The sequence below is a fragment of the Shewanella sp. A22 genome, from assembly GCF_053850585.1.
In genome coordinates this window covers 1-16,257 of the sequence record NZ_JBSQBN010000104.1, presented here as the reverse complement: position 1 = coordinate 16,257, position 16,257 = coordinate 1, and the positions used below count along the sequence as shown (strand labels likewise).

The 16,257-nt window shown below is 39.7% G+C and carries 11 protein-coding genes; 5 read left to right on the top strand and 6 right to left on the bottom strand.

Features of this window, described 5'->3' with window-relative positions; all coding sequences use genetic code 11:
• A partial coding sequence (locus ACWXWT_RS16020) for a helix-turn-helix domain-containing protein (protein WP_456042581.1) occupies nucleotides 1-475 on the bottom strand: 475 nt, incomplete at its 3' end.
• A gap of 513 nt (nucleotides 476-988) precedes the next feature.
• On the opposite strand from ACWXWT_RS16020, the gene ACWXWT_RS16015 reads away from it, so the two are divergent.
• Nucleotides 989-3,472 carry a putative bifunctional diguanylate cyclase/phosphodiesterase gene (locus ACWXWT_RS16015; protein WP_456042580.1) on the top strand — a complete coding sequence of 828 codons (2,484 nt, stop codon included), beginning with the start codon at nucleotides 989-991 and terminating at the stop codon, nucleotides 3,470-3,472.
• On the opposite strand, the gene ACWXWT_RS16010 is transcribed toward ACWXWT_RS16015, so the two are convergent.
• Both ACWXWT_RS16010 and ACWXWT_RS16005 read right to left on the bottom strand, forming a co-directional pair.
• Complete coding sequence (locus tag ACWXWT_RS16010; RefSeq protein ID WP_456042579.1) at nucleotides 3,438-4,412, bottom strand: alpha/beta fold hydrolase; 975 nt, start codon at nucleotides 4,410-4,412, stop codon at nucleotides 3,438-3,440. The two genes, ACWXWT_RS16015 and ACWXWT_RS16010, sit on opposite strands and share 35 nt — an antisense overlap.
• 62 nt (nucleotides 4,413-4,474) lie before the next feature.
• Entirely contained in the window at nucleotides 4,475-6,283 is a 1,809-nt protein-coding gene (locus tag ACWXWT_RS16005; RefSeq protein WP_456042578.1) for a DUF885 domain-containing protein, read from the bottom strand.
• Between the two features lie 211 nt (nucleotides 6,284-6,494).
• On the opposite strand from ACWXWT_RS16005, the gene add reads away from it, so the two are divergent.
• Nucleotides 6,495-7,493, top strand: a complete 999-nt coding sequence (add, locus tag ACWXWT_RS16000) for an adenosine deaminase (protein ID WP_456042577.1) — start codon at nucleotides 6,495-6,497, stop codon at nucleotides 7,491-7,493.
• Between the two features lie 78 nt (nucleotides 7,494-7,571).
• Here the strand turns inward: add and hemN are convergent, their stop codons facing one another.
• The 3 genes from hemN to ACWXWT_RS15985 form a co-directional block, all read right to left on the bottom strand.
• Complete coding sequence (hemN, locus tag ACWXWT_RS15995) at nucleotides 7,572-8,948, bottom strand: oxygen-independent coproporphyrinogen III oxidase (RefSeq protein WP_456042576.1); 1,377 nt, start codon at nucleotides 8,946-8,948, stop codon at nucleotides 7,572-7,574.
• Between the two features lie 322 nt (nucleotides 8,949-9,270).
• A complete protein-coding gene (locus tag ACWXWT_RS15990; protein ID WP_456042575.1) occupies nucleotides 9,271-10,020 on the bottom strand; it encodes an NRDE family protein in 750 nt (249 codons plus the stop codon).
• A gap of 53 nt (nucleotides 10,021-10,073) precedes the next feature.
• On the bottom strand, nucleotides 10,074-11,660 hold the full coding sequence (locus tag ACWXWT_RS15985; protein WP_456042574.1) for a metal transporter: 1,587 nt from the start codon (nucleotides 11,658-11,660) through the stop codon (nucleotides 10,074-10,076).
• Nucleotides 11,661-11,979: 319 nt separating this feature from the next.
• Here ACWXWT_RS15985 and ACWXWT_RS15980 point away from each other — a divergent pair, with 319 nt between their 5' ends.
• The 3 genes from ACWXWT_RS15980 (at nucleotide 11,980) to ACWXWT_RS15970 (ending at nucleotide 16,096) form a co-directional block, all read left to right on the top strand.
• Complete coding sequence (locus tag ACWXWT_RS15980; RefSeq protein WP_456042573.1) at nucleotides 11,980-12,576, top strand: YhgN family NAAT transporter; 597 nt, start codon at nucleotides 11,980-11,982, stop codon at nucleotides 12,574-12,576.
• Nucleotides 12,577-12,956: 380 nt separating this feature from the next.
• On the top strand, nucleotides 12,957-13,265 hold the full coding sequence (locus tag ACWXWT_RS15975; protein ID WP_456042572.1) for a hypothetical protein: 309 nt from the start codon (nucleotides 12,957-12,959) through the stop codon (nucleotides 13,263-13,265).
• A complete protein-coding gene (locus ACWXWT_RS15970) occupies nucleotides 13,265-16,096 on the top strand; it encodes an immune inhibitor A domain-containing protein (protein WP_456042571.1) in 2,832 nt (943 codons plus the stop codon). The genes ACWXWT_RS15975 and ACWXWT_RS15970 overlap by 1 nt, the downstream gene beginning before the upstream one ends.
• The last annotated feature ends 161 nt before the right edge of the window (nucleotides 16,097-16,257 follow it).

The following is a 16,257-nucleotide window of genomic DNA, read 5'->3' as shown; positions in this document are numbered from 1 at the left end:
ATATTGTAGTTTTTTTAAAGGTTTCTTGTGCTTCTGCCGATTGTTTTGGATGCTTGGAACGACTGGTAATCCAGCTAAAGCCCAGTTTATGTAATATCCAGTACACATGTGAATGACTGTACGAAACACCGTATTCTTCGACTATGAATTGCTTAACATCCTCAGCCGTTAAGCGACCACCATCTGTTGAATGAGCCGCATTTTTTACAAAAGTACGCAGTTTATCTTTTTGCTGGAGGGTCAATCGACTCTTTTTACCTAAGCGAGGTTTGTCATCAAGACCTGCTAACCCTTGGTTTAAATAGTTAGATACCCAATCGTTGACACTACGGCGACTGACATTTAAGCGTCTGGCGACTTCTGAGCGGTTGTTAATTTGTAGGAAAGTCGCAACGGCGAGTAAACGTATTTTTTTATTCGCATTTTTTTCTTGTTTGGAGAGGTTAAGTATTTCTTTATCAGTAAGAGAAGTCATACATAAAGATTAATAAGAGGTGATACTTTGATTAGATCACATTTTTATCATAATTGGTATGATTTATGTTGTTCCCATGTTTTATTAGGAGACATATGATGAAAACCTTTCGTGATAGTTGCTGACATCCAAGGTATTCAGGCGATTTTCTATAACGTAAGACAATTGCCTCTATACAGGACAGTTTTACTAGGTCAACACTTGTTATGCGAGCCGGCGGATGTTTTGGGGTTCTTCAATAATCTAACATTTTAGCGTAATCCAACTGAAAATCAGACTGTAACTAGCGGATTTATCCAGATAACAATTTCATATATATCGCAGGATATTATCGGTATAGGTAAATAAAATTACACTCATCAGTCAAACAAGGTAAAGTGTACTTTAGTTAGTTTAAAGCTATTAATAAATAATAAGTTTTTATCCTGTTTAGATAATGATATTCACGACCATCTATTTATTGATACGATTGTTGTTAATATCTCTTTGTATATTTCATTGGGTAGGTTTATTTTGACTCGTTTGCCAAAAATTTCTCTGTCTATTCTTGTGCCTGCATCTATTTTTATCCTCTACTTTGGCTTGGTATCAGGTGAGTATTTGTATGAGCATGCAGAGTTAAATGAGCAGCTTGCTTTAAGAGAGTCAGAGCAAATTCAGAAAGATCTCTTTAGAATGCGTCATGTTGTTGAGTCTTCTCTGTTGTCGCAGGATTTTGAACGAGTTGAGCAAGAGGTTGCTTTAGTGTCAACCGATCAAAATATGATGGTGTATGTCATACTTGACGCTGCTAGTGATATTCATTTTGCTAATCATATCATTTGGCGTGAGAGTAATGCCACTAACGTATTGGAAGGCTATTCTGCCGATTTACATAAAAATGTTGTTGCCAACAATAAAGTTTACTTAAAGGTAAATTTTGATCGTTTATCTATTCAAGTTTATTACCCTTTGAACTCAAATTATCGCTATAGCTATTCAAATTCTGTTGAGCTTATTTATGTTGAGTATGATATCGCGAATACGTTATCCGAAGCGGTAGATAGTCTTTTAAAGCGTTTTATAGAGATTTGGGGAGTAGGAGCTTTTTTGCTGCTACTCTTCTGTACCATGTTGCATTACTTATTTATACGGCCATTAATCCAATTAAGTCGAGCTGCTAAAAACCTTGATTCGCCGGATTTTAATACCGATATTTTGTGCCTGACAACTGAACTCGTTGATTTGCGAGATTATCTTAATCAAGTTAATGGGCGACTATTTCGCAGTAAAAAACGTCTGAATGATGCTGAGCAGCGGTGGTTATTTGCTGTTGAGGGGGCACGTAATGGGATTTGGGATTGGTGTATTGCAACTGGTGATGTGTTTGTTTCTGATAGGTGGAAAGATATTTTAGGCTATCAACCCTATGAGCTCGATAATGATTATTCTGTTTGGGAGTCACGCTTACATCCAGATGATAAAGCGCAAGTATTGAATAATTTACAAAATTATATCAACAATCAGAATGAATATTATGAAAGTGTACATCGATTGCGTCATAAGAATGGGCGTTATATTTGGATTTTAGATCGTGGAAAAATAGTGGAATGGGATGAATCTGGCCGACCTTTACGCATTATTGGCACGATAACCGATGTTTCTGGAGATGTTAAAAATCAAAACATTTCAAATGATAAGCAAGGGCATAACGGGCTCACAGATCTCATTAATCGTGAGGTACTTGCTGATGAATTATACGACTTGCAAGTCCTTAGCCGTAAAACGGGTCAATTTTCCGCACTCTTAATGATCAACCTCGATAATTTTAAGTTAATCAACGATGCGTTAGGCCGTCAACTAGGCGACCGATTATTAATGCAAATAGCCGCCAGACTTTCTGGTACCTTTTCTAGTGCTGGGTTGGTTGCAAGATTAGGCGCGGATGAGTTTGTTATTTTAGCAAAGAATTTTGGTAGCGAAATTGACCAAGCAAATAAACGAGCATTAGCACTGGCTAGTGAGGTAAGGCAATTAATTGGTCGTGGTTTTACAATCTCTGAACAGAATTTATCAATTTCAGTCAGAATTGGTTTAGTTGTTTTTGATGGTATCGAATCGTTAGAGCCTAAGGTATTACTCGCTCGCGCAGATGGCGCCTTAGAGCAAGCGAAAGACAGCCGGTCTAATGGTTGTGCTATTTATCAGCCACAATTAGATCAGAATCAAATACAACCTTTTAAACTGCAAAATGAGTTAAAACAAGCATTAGACAATCAACAAATGTCGCTGGCATATCAACCCGTTGTCGATAAGTCAGGAAAGCTTATTAGTGTTGAAGTGTTATTGCGTTGGTATCATCCGCAGTATGGATACATTAGTCCTCGCAAGTTTATTGCTTCAGCTGAATTGTCTGATTTTATTTTTGAATTAGAACTATGGGCTATAGATCAAGTTTGCGCGTTAATTCAAAACCTTCAAGATGAAAATGCAATCGTCCCGCTCATGTCATTAAATATATCTTCGCGGCATTTTCATCAAGAACATTTTGCCAATGTAATTATGAACAGGATAAATACTGCGCAAATACTACCTAAGTTATTTCAGTTTGAACTATCTGAAGATGTATTTACTGTAAACGCTAAAGCCGCTAGAAACAAAATTTCTGAATTACAACAATTCGGTATCAATGTTGCCATGGATAACTTTGGTGGAGGATCTTGTGCTGTGCATCTACTTCAAGGTATTAATTTTTCTCAAGTTAAGTTAGATGCTGTCTATTTAGAAGAAATAGAATTTAATCCAGAAGTCTTTAATATTGTGAGTGCAGTTGTCGAGTTCGCCACCAAATTAAATTTTCCAGTTGTCGCTAAACAGGTTGAAAATAAGCAACAGCTTAATTTATTGACGCATGCTAAATGCACATGGTTCCAAGGCTATATTATTAGTCGTCCTTTAGATAAAGCTGATATTGTGCAATTAATTAAGACACAGCTATCTTTGAGTGTTGTGCCATAAAGTCGATTGTATATGACAATGCTTTATTTCGAATACTGTCGACCTCGAAAAACACTTCATGATAAGCCCCCTCAATGACGACTTTATGGCAATGAGTGCTAAGTGCTGTGTCTTGCGCTTTATTACACACGATATTGTCCTTTTCGGCCTGTAATATAAGTATCGGTGTTTGACAGTGTTTAGCGTAATTGATGCTCCTTTGTGCAGCGCTCATGGCTTCAATTAACCAATGGTTAGTCGGCGATCCGAGTTTGACCTCTGGTGTTTGTTCATATATGTCTCGATATTGCTGATAACGATTTTTACTATGGGTGAAAGGGTTACGTTTGAAGTTCTCTGGTCGATAATCCGTTCCACCGAGAATGTAGGTGCTGTGCACTTTGCCTCCATCAGATCGATTTACATCGAGTTTTTGGGCTAACCAACGAATAACAGGTTTTGCTACTGGAAGTTTAATACCGAACATTGGTGCTGAAAAAACCGCTGCAGTAAATGTATTGGGATATTGATTGAGGTAGTCGACGGCAATAGCGCCTCCCATTGAATGAGCAACTAGAAATAATTCATCATGTTGCTGTCGTTGCACTATTTGATGAATAAACTGAGTGAAATCGGCAGTATAATCACTAAACTTATCAACATATCCTTGGTGGGCATTGTGTGTGAGCCGGTCTGATAACCCTTGTCCCCGATGATCTAAAGCGTAAACGCTAAATCCTTGTTGATATAAATCAAACATCAATTCTTGATATTTTATATAAGATTCTACTCTGCCATTGCTGATCACTATTGCTCGCTGACTATTAGAATGTTGGATCATCGCATAAGCAATATTTATACCGTCATCAGTACAGAAACTCGATTGGTGTACTTGTTGCCAAAAGTGTTGTTGGTCATTAGTATCGAGCTTTAACTCAGATGAAAATTTCATGTAATGCATAGTTATTAAGCCAGCTTGTTTATATCTAAAGTAAGGTAAATTTGACGTATTTGTCTATCTGATTATCCGGTATTTGCTTGTTTTATTGTCGCCTTTTGGCGAGCAATAAACTCATCAATCATTTGTTCTAGCACTGACATTGGAATAGAACCATTTTCTAAAATGGCATCATGAAACTTCCGAATATCAAATTTTTTTCCTAATGTCTTTTCAGCCTTTGCACGCAACCGTTTTATGGTTAATTCACCAATTTTGTATGACAACGCTTGCCCTGGCCAAGAAATATAGCGATCTATTTCAGTGGTAACGTTGTGCATTGAGAGTGCAGTATTGCTGGCCATAAAATCTATCGCTTGTTGGCGGCTCCAGCCTTTAGCATGCATGCCAGTGTCGACGACTAGACGTGCCGCACGCCACATTTCATATGTTAATCGACCAAAGTTACTGTATGGGTCTTGATAAAAACCGGCTTCTAACCCTAAATATTCTGAGTATAAACCCCAACCTTCACCAAATGCTGAGATATAACTGTAACGTCTAAAATTAGGTAAGTCAGTGAGTTCTTTATTGAGTGATATCTGTAAATGGTGCCCTGGCACTGCTTCATGTAGGGTTAGTGCTTCAAGTTCGTAGAGAGGTCGCTTATCTAGGGCGTAGGTATTAACCCAATAATAGCCTGGCTCATCGTCTCGGTTGGAACCCGAGTAGCGCCCTGTGGTGTATTTAGGCGCAATCTCTGCTGGAACAGGTGCAATACCATAAGGAGTTCGTGGTAATTTACCGAAATACTTAGGTAAAATGGCATCTGCTTTTTTAGCAATAAATGCTGCTTCTTTAAGTAACTCATCTGCTGTTTTAGGGTAAAACTGTGGATCTGTGCGTAAAAACATTAAAAAATCAGCAAAACTGCCTTTAAAGCCAACATCCTTAATCACCTGCTGCATTTCTGCTCTTATACGAGCGACTTCTTGTAATCCAAGCTGATGGACTTGTTCTGCTGTCATTGGCAGCGTGGTGTAATATTCAACCCTGTTTTGGTAAAACGTAGAGCCATCTGGTAAAGCCGATGCCGCGATGTCTATTCGTGCATTGGGAATATATTCCTGAGTCATGAAATCATAAAACTGTTGGTACAGGGGAAGCACGATTTGTTCTACGGTTTTTTTACCTTGCAGGGTCAGCGTATTTTTTTCTGCTGCGCTAAAATGATCAGGATAATGGGTAAATGGAGTAAAGTAGCCGCTGCTCTCAACCGGAACAATAAACGCGCTAATACTGTCTTCAAAACCATTTAGAGTGATTTTTGCAGGGGTAATGCGGCTAGTTAAGCCTTGTTTGAGCCAATATGTTTGTTGGCTGAAATAGCGTGGTAATTGCTCAAGTTTAGCTAAATAGTGCTGATAATCTTCCATACTATTGAAACGACCTTTAGCAATAGATGCGATATAAGCATGAAAACCACTTTCAGCTGTTATAGGTAAATAGTGGTCATGAAACCGATACATGTCGACTTCATTTTGTAGCTGGTCTTGTAAAATCTTAGCATTGATGACATCGGACTTTGATAAGCGATTTTTATCAAGCAGTTTAAGTTTATTGAGAATGTTAAGAGTCTGTTTATTTTTTTCTTCTAAGGTTTCCGATGATAAGTCATCTAGTTTTCCGGTTGCAGAAACATCACCTAAACTGGCTGCTAGCTCTGGTGAGAAAGCTAAATTAATGGCCCAACTTTGGTCGATAATAGCTTGTAAATCGGCATTTATTTGCACTTGTAGAGATGTGGTTGGATTATCCATGCTTTTGGTGGCCGCATTAATATGGCAACCAGCCAAACTTAACGTTATCAGTGCAGATAAAATCAGCAAGCGCATTGAAGGTCCTTTGTGGTTAAATCAGTTTTAAGCAATAGAGTATGCCCGATTTAAGCATAAAAAACACACCACAAATTGCAGTTTAATTTAGAGGGATTGATTCCAAAATAAAACATTGCTTACTAGAATTAGTATAATACATGGTAAACTGTGATGGTTCTCTGACCGACAAAACCAAACTAATGGCAGGGTAAGTTTATAGGGGTTAATTATGATAGATAAAACCATTCCGTTGGTTGATTTACATCGACATTTAGACGGTAATGTTAATGTAAAAACCATTTGGGAATTAGGCCACCAACACGGTATTAAGTTACCCGCCAATTCATTAGAAGAGCTTGCGCCGTTTGTACAAATCCAAGGTAAAGAAAACAATCTAATCGATTTTTTGAAGAAATTGGATTGGATGGTTGCTGTACTCGCTGACTTAGACGCAGTAAAGCGTGTTGCTTATGAAAACGTTGCAGATGCCGCATCGCAAGGGCTGGATTATGCTGAGTTACGTTTCAGTCCTTATTACATGGCAATGAATCATAATTTACCGATAGAAGGGGTTGTCGAAGCCGTTATCGATGGTGTGCGTGCCGGTGTGAAAGAGCATGATATTAAAATTAACCTTATTGGTATTATGTCGCGTTCATTTGGACAAGAGAAATGTCGTTTAGAGTTAGAAGGCATACTTGCCCACCGAGACAGCATTGTTGCCATGGACTTAGCGGGTGACGAGCTTGGTTTCCCTGGCGACTTGTTTACGGAACACTTTAAACGTGTTCGCGACGCGGGGTTACAGATAACAGCCCATGCTGGCGAGGCTGCAGGTGCAGAAAGTATGTGGCAAGCCATTAACGTGCTCGGAGCAACGCGTATTGGCCATGGCGTTAACGCAATTCACGATCCAAAGTTGATGGAATACTTAGCTAAGCACCGTATTGGTATTGAGTCATGCCCAACCAGTAATCTACATACTTCAACGGTTAAAGATTACGGTGTACATCCATTACGCAAGTTTATTGATGCTGGAGTGTTAATTGGGTTAAATACCGATGATCCAGGTGTGAGTGCGATTGATATTGCCCATGAGTATCGCGTTGTTAAATCTGAAATGGGATTAAGCGATGAAACGTTAGCACTATTACAACGTAATGGTGTTGAAATGGCATTTCTATCTGACAGCGATCGTAAAGCGTTATACGCAAAAAAAGTATTGTAAATTGGGTAACGAAAACATAAAAAAATCGCCTGCAAATGCTGGCGATTTTTTATTATAGCGTACTCATCAACAAGTAGATTAAATCACTCTTGAAAACTGTTGTTGACGCGCCTTTTGACGATAATAAACATCAAAGCACATACAAATATTACGTATCAGTAGCCGACCGGTCGGGCTTACTGTGAGTTTTCTCTCTGTAATATCGACAAGCCTATCATTGATAAAGGTTTGTAGTAATTTAAGATCTTCGATGAAATATTCTTCAAAGTTAATGGAAAACTTTTGTTCAATGGTGGCCATATCTAAATCGAAATGGCAGATAATTTGCTTGATTACCGCGCGACGAATTTCATCATCTCTGTTTAAACTGCAACCTTTCCACAGTGCATGACCATTAGCATCAATCGACTCGTAATATGGACGAATATCTTTTTGATTTTGCGCATAACAGTCGCCAATTTGGCTTATAGATGAGACGCCTAAACCTAATAAATCACATTCTTCTTGAGTGGTATAACCTTGGAAGTTACGATGTAATTTACCGGCATTTTGTAGCTTAGCCAGCTCATCATTTGGTTTGGCAAAATGGTCCATACCAATAAATTGATAACCCGCCCCAGTTAATGATTCAATGGTTTGATGCAACATATCAAGTTTTTGTTGTGGTGATGGCATATCAGCGTCTTTAATTTTACGCTGCGCTGCAAAACGAGATGGCAAGTGAGCGTAGTTAAACACAGATAAACGATCGGGTGACAATTCGATAATGCGAGCGATAGTTTTTGCAAATGTTTCTGGTGTTTGTAGCGGTAAACCATAAATTAAATCAACGTTAGTCGATACAAAACCTAATGCTTTTGCTCTGGCGATTAAATCGAAAATAAATTGTTCATCTTGCTCACGGTTGACAGCAATTTGGACTTCTTTATTAAAATCTTGCACACCAATAGACACACGGTTGAAACCGGCTTCTTTTAATGTATCTAACATACTCAGTTCAATTTCGCGTGGGTCAACTTCAATTGAGTATTCACCCACGTCTGCAAAATTAAAATGCTCTTTAATTAATGCTGTGAGTTTTAAAATTTGTTCTGGGTTTAAAAATGTCGGTGTACCACCACCCCAATGCATTTGAGTTACGGTGTAGTTTTTAAATAAAGGTGCTCGCTTAACAATTTCAGCGGCTAAATACTCAATATATTGGTCGGCTTTATGGGCATGGCGAGTAATAATTTTATTACAGCCGCAGTAGTAACAAAGCTTGGCACAAAAAGGAATATGTACATACAGCGATAATTTGTCGGTTTTGCTGTTTTTAATCGATGTGAGTAAATCTTGCTCAGTAAAGGCATCATCGAATTCTAATGCGGTCGGGTAAGAAGTATAACGGGGACCGCTGTAATTGTATTTTTCGATCATCGACTGATCCCAACTAATCTGAGTGGGCTGCTTCAAGGCGTGTCCTCCGGGAGTAAATTAGCAACAGGCGAAGTATGCAATGTTCGTGATGAAATTAACTTGATCTAGGTTGTAAAAATGAATGTTGCTTAGCGGAATAAGTGCACTTTAGCTGTGTCTTATGTGTGGCATTACGGTTAATGAGTGGTAGATCACAGTTCGCTATGGTAGATGTGAGAGGTCAAAACATGTTTGTTGTCTTCGCCTAACTTAATTATTTGAGCGTTGAGCATTCAAGCTGAATATAGCAACTGAGTGTGGTTAAAAATGGTTTTATTAATCGTTACTTCAGGTAAATATTAACTTCAATGAATAGGCTCTAGTTGATACTAAAAAGCTGCGAACCTAGATTACGTGCTTTGCCGTCATACCTTACTTCAGTAAATTGAACATTGCCATTACGATGTTTCAATACAATGCTAGTGGAGCGAGTGCCATACTCTTGATGTTGGATAAAAATAGAGGATAAAAGTCGTTCCCATTCTAGGCCTATGCCTGTTTGAGGCAAATCATGATCTTTGGGTTGAGAAGTATCGCGCATGATATCGAGTAATTGATCTATGCAAGGCGATTGCATTTGCTGTATGTAGTGTTGTAGCTGTTGCTGGCCTTTTGCCATTTTAGGCCATATATCATCTAAGGCCCCATTGCTCACTGCGTGAAATCCAGGTTTAAGTGAAGTGGTCGTTAATGTTTTACTGTTAAAGCAGTGAAGTTCATTATGCTGTTCAAAGACTAAATTAAACGGATTGTAATTAACCGAATGTTTTATTAACCACTGGCTATTGATGTGGTGTTTTGTTAATGCTTCGACCACTAATTCACCACGACTACGAACACCATCTTGCTGTGTCATTGAACGAATATTGGTTAACCCTGCAAATTGGCCTAACTCATTAACTCCCAACCAAGTGCCGCCAGCTTGCTTGTCTTGCCCGGCATAAATGGCTGGTGTTGTTGCCCAACGATAGGCGGGTTCTGTAGCCCTGTGATGAAATTCATCGCGATTAGCACACACTATTAAGGGATAATCTGGATGTGATTCAACGGCTATAAATAAAATACACATAGCTCCTCCTTAATGTTTCAGCACCATATCATAACCTAATACATGGGTGCCGATTAATGATGATGTTTATGTACAGCATCATCACGGTGTGTAACCTTTGGATCTGGGTGATGACTTTTATCATGGCTATGGGCATGTGGTGCAGGCTTTAAGTTAACCATTAAGCGGCTTAAAAATTTCCTCGGGCCAAGACGTAACAAACTGGCACCAAATAATAAGGTTATCACCACCAAACCAAGGATATTAACAGGCTCAGGCAGTTGCAATGTTAATGCTGAACTCAGAGTGAGTTGATCTGCCACCATTAAACCCATAAGCAAAATACCACCAAACATCAGACCTTGTTTCCAGTTCATTAACTTCAATTGGCCAATACTAAGCACAGGTGCTGCCAATAAAGTAAAAGCTACAGCGATTTGGCTCCAACCACTGTAAGCCAAAGCAAGGGCTAAAATTACTGAACCTAAATTACAAAAACGCATTGGCAAAAAGACCAATAGTAAGATAAAAACTTGTAATGCTGGATTTTCTAGTGGAACGGATGGATGACCGATCAGGTTTGCTAATACTAAGCTAAGAATAATCCAAGGCGCGCTACGATCGACTAATTGGTTAAAACCAAAACGCCATGGTGATTCTGATATTGTTGGCTGCGGGTCAGTTAGATTAACTTGAGTGAACGTCATTAATCCTCCAATGGCCAATAAACCTAGCGCTTGATAAAGTGCAAACCAAGGCCCTAACAATAATAAAGTAATTAATAATGCTTCTGGTCCAGCTAAGCGCTGTAACCATCGCATTCCTAAAGCCGGATGAGATGGACGTATCCCAAAAGCGAAGCGGGCTGTGGCAATAAAGTAACTGCCTAATAGGATTGGTGAAATAGTGAGTAGCCAACTGATAAATTGATCTGAACCGTGATCTTGATGAACATGTTCATGACCACCTGTATCCATAAGTAACAATAAGGCTAACAACCCTAAGCCTAAGAGACTGCCTATACCCGCTTGGTATTGATACTGGCCTTGTTTGTCTTCTTGTTGGTGGCCATGGGGCTGATGCAGCACAACATGTAAAATTGAGCCAGTAACAAAGGCTTGTAAATAAACGGTATTTTCGAGACTTAACTGGGTTAACAGGTGTTCACCAGCAAAGTAGCCCACACTGGTTAATACCATCATTGCCGCTAAAACGATACTCGCCCATCGGGTGCCAACTTGTGGCTTAAGTAACCACCAAATGGCCACTCCAACGGGTAAACGATGCATAATCACACCCAAAGCGAGAAGAGTAGAATTGCCATCTTGTTGCGCTAAAATCATAGCGCCACCATCAGTAATGGTGTGTAACAATAATCCGCTAATGCCTAATGTAAGGGTGATATTGTGGGTTATTTCTGAGTATCGATGAAACAGTTTTTCACTGGCAGTAGGCCCCCAAACACCGAGCAAAACAAACAAAAGCGTGATGAATCCACCATGCTCCAGAAGTTCTGGCAAAATATGAATGAGCACTAATCCGCCAAGAGAGACGAAAATAAATCCATCTAAGCCTTTTTGCAGTCCGCTGCCAGATGAGAAGAAGCGGTAAAAAAGTGGCCCAAATAGTAATGCAATACAACTCGCGATTAGATAGAGCATGATATCCAGAAAATAAATCGAAAAAAACAACGCAGTATAGCATTGTAAACTTGTATTGTAGCGTGTGAACATCTCAAGCTGAAAAATTTACCTACAGCGTAAGATGTAAATTATAACCTAGTTGTTGAAACTAAGACCCAAAAAGTTTTTGCGTGTATCTGTTTGGTCATGGCTGCAGACTGCTTATGATGTGAACTGGTTTATCATTATTGATGATTTCTTTTCTATAGCCATGAATAAATGGGCTTTTTACATCGCTTATTTTGTTACCTATGGTATACAATGTAGACCCTCTTTTGTTAATTAAAGATTGTTGTCCATGGATATTTTTTCTGCTGCTGTCATGTTGTTCTTGATTATGGATCCACTCGGTAATTTACCCATATTTGCGTCCATATTGCGTCATATTGATCCTAAAAAGCGCCGTAAAGTACTTATCCGTGAGTTGTTATTTGCACTGGTTATTATGTTGTCATTTCTGTATACCGGTGAAGCCATTCTTAATTTTCTAAATTTACGTTCTGAGTCCGTCAGTATTGCCGGTGGGATTATTCTGTTCTTAATTGCGATTAAGATGATCTTCCCTTCGCCAGGTGGCGTTGCGGGATTGGCTGCTGGTGAAGAACCATTTATTGTACCGATGGCTATTCCATTGATGGCTGGTCCGTCCATTTTAGCGGCGTTGATATTACTGGCGCACACTGATAATAACCGTATGGTTGATTGGACTATTGCTTTGGTGTCTGCCTGGGCGCTTAGCGCATTTATTCTAATGTTTTATAAACTGTTTACACGCATACTCGGTGAAAAAGGCCTAACGGCTGTAGAGCGATTGATGGGAATGGTGCTGGTGATGATATCGGTACAAATGTTATTAGATGGTATATCAAATTACCTCAATACCCCCGCAAGTTAAGTTGAGGCTAGCATATATTATTTCAGTATCAACCTCTGATTAAATGACTTCCTTTGTCTTAGCTATGAAATGAAGCTTACAGCCTCATAATGGCCGTTTGAGTGTAAGAGGTTTCATTTTTAAAAAGTAAATGTTAATCAAACAATGCTTTGTCTCACAATCCATAAACTTGCTATTGGCTTGCTATTGCATTGCGAATCGAGTTGGCGAATTTTGTTATATGGGCGTATTCATATCGTTTCCGACTTGAATAGACGTTAAATAATATTCAATATTATCCATTTTTTAGGCACACACTTTTACATTAAACGATGGTTAAAGTAATTGTAACTGTGCAGTTACTACTGCTAATGTTATGTAATTATTGTTCGGGGCACATTATGAAATACTTTCTCGTTATATTGGGGCTGACTTTTCTTATCTTACAAGGTTGTCAATATCAATCGGCGGAACCAATAAACCAACAACCAGTCATAGTCACTAAGCCAATAATTAAAGATTGTGGTCCAAGTGCGATGCCGCCTTTACGTGATCGCACTAAATTGATTGAAAATCTGCGGGCAAAAGGGGTCATCACCGCGGATATGGATCAAGCACAAATAGATGAAATTGTCGCTGATTACATAACTAAACGCCAAAAAGCATTTGAAAAGTGCCATAAGCCAACACCAAATACAGGTAAGTCGTAATGAGTAAGTTAACTAAATATCGTGGGTTAGGCGTTGCAAGCTTATTACTTACATGTAGCGGTATGACCGTTCTTGCTGCTCCGCAAGTTGGTACACCAGCCGATGGTGGTTTGATTAATGAGCAACAAGTATTGTATTGGCTCATTAAGCGCGGCGATGTTGCGAGTGATGCGAGTGATGAAATAAAACAAGCTGCAGTCGATGCTTTTGTTAGGCGTGGCCGCAATGCAACTTTTAAACCTGCAGTAATAGAAGTGAAAGCAGAAGCGTTACGAATTAAAAAGGCACAGCAAAAAAGTGTTAAAAGCGCTCAATCTATTGCAGCAATCAATAACTTGGCAGATCAAGATATAACCAAAAAGGTCAACGTGTTAGCTGTGCTGGTGGATTTTCCAGACTTACCTCACGATGCCAATCAGCTGCAGTTTGGCGATACGCAAATGTATTACAACAGCTATCCAGCGTCTCACTATCAACAACTGTTATTTTCAGAAACTGGTTTTACTGGTCCAAGTAATCAAAACCTACAATCGGCTTACCAATACTATCAAGCTGTGTCTGGCAATAGTTTCTATTTTACTGGCGAGGTTCAAGATTGGGTTACCGCAGACAAAAATGCTGCTTATTACGGCGGAAATAATGCTGACGATGATGACAGTGCGGTTCCGGAGTTGGTGAAGGAAGCCGTTATCAAGGCTATTGCTGGCATGTCTGACGATGATTTAGACAAATTTGACATTGAAGACCCCTACGATTTAGATAGTGACGGTGATTATGATGAACCCGATGGTATTATTGACCATGTGATGTTGTTCCATTCTAGTATTGGTGAAGAAGCTGGTGGTGGCGTATTGGGGGATGATGCTATTTGGTCACATCGATATTATGTTGACTCAGGTACCAATGGTTATGTTATTCCAGGGCGCGGCGGGCTTAAGATATTTGGCTATACAGTACAGCCTATCGATTCTGCCACTGGTGTGTGTACTCATGAGTTCGGCCATGATTTAGGCTTACCTGATGAATATGACACAACCAATAAAGGCGATGGTTCTCCAGTAGGCTCTTGGTCGTTGATGTCTGGTGGAAGTTGGACTGGTAGTATTGCTGGTGCTCAACCAAGTGGATTTAGCCCATATGCAAAATCTTTCTTACAGCAAAAATACAAGGGTAAGTGGGTTAATGAGCAGCATATATCACTGGCCAATTTAATCAATAGCGGTACTGTTGTACAGCTTAATCATGCTGCTAATACCGATGCCGTAAACCAAATATCTATTGCGCTTCCTCCAGAGGGTATTGCATTTAAAGCGCCATTAACTGGCCAATATCAGTATTATTCTGGTCAAGGCAATATGATCAATAATGCCATGTCATTTGATGTGACATTACCATTAAATACGCCATTAGCATTATCATTTCAGGCTCATTGGGATATTGAGGAGGATTTTGATTATGTGCAGGTGTTGGTTGATAGCGTTGCGATAGAAGGAAATTACACACGTAATACAAATTCAATTTATCCTACGGTAAAGCATTCGATTAGCGGTAAGTCGAGCGACATTAATACCGCATATGGGACCGATGCTTGGGTGGACCTCAATTTTGATTTGAGTGCATATGCTGGTCGTGATGTGCAAATCAGTGTGGTTTATAAAACCGATGAAGCGGTAGGTGAATATGGGATGGCGATTGATGATATTCAATTGACTAACCAAGGCTCGGCATTTTATATCGATGGAGCAGAAAGTCCCGACGTTGCAAGGTTATCTGGATTTAGTCGGATTGATGATAGCCTTCCTGGTAAAGCTAGACGCTATATTGTGCAATTACGCAGTCATCAAGGTGTCGATGCAGGCTTAGTTTATGACAAATACGAGCCCGGTGTATTGTTATGGTTAGAAAACTTTTCTCAATATGACAACAATGTATCAGAACACCCAGGTAAAGGCTTAATCGGAGTGGTCGATGCAGACCAAAATTTGATTGGCAGTCAATCAACTGCTGTACAAATTCGCGATGCAGCATTTAGTTTATTTACACAAAGCACATACAGTGGTGACAACCACTTAGCTGCCGAGCCACTATTTGATGACAACCGCGATTACAGTGCGCCGCTAAAACCACAAGCAGGGATGATATTGCCTGAGTTAGGCCTAACCATGCAAGTAACAGAGCAAGCAACTGACAGTAGCATTGCAACCGTTGAATTTGCTTTATCTGACAGCAGCGTGCCACCACCAGTTACACTTGTAGCCGACATTAATGCACAAGCAACCGGGGCTGATGTCAATTTTAATGTGGTCGTGAGTGGTGGCACTGATTATACTTATACATGGTCGTTTGGTGTTAACAATGCTACCAGTACAGATACCGCCCCTAGCTATACTTATTCGGCATCCGGTGATTATAACGTCAGTGTTATTGTTACAGATGGCGCGGGTAATACTGTTACTGCAACCGAAATCGTTCGAGTGGTTATTCAACCTGCGGCGGCATTTACTTTCTCTCGAACCGACCTTAGCGTTGCGCTGACAAACACGTCTAGCCAAGGTTTTGGTAATTTAACTTATCAGTGGGCTTTTGGTGATAACAATACGAGTACAGCGCAAAATCCCAGTCATACTTATGCCACAGCGGGTACTTATACTATTACCTTAGTTACCACAGATTCTTTGGGTAATGAGTCTACAACCAGCCAAGCAATAACTGTTTCTGCGCCAACAGTGGATACACCCGTCACAACAAGTAGTGATAGCGGTGGAGGAAGTTTAGGTTGGTTAAGTGTGATGATGCTTGGTCTAATCGGTTACTGTCGCAAGCGGATTTAATACTGATGTGAAATCAAAAAACGCCCAGTGATGGGTAATGCCGATCAGTTAAGCGGTAATGCTATAAAATCTGAACAGATCGGTTGACCGATCTTTTCAGTCTGCGAAAATCCGATAATCTTTATTATCGGATTTTTTTATGGAACTCTCTGAAGCCCTTG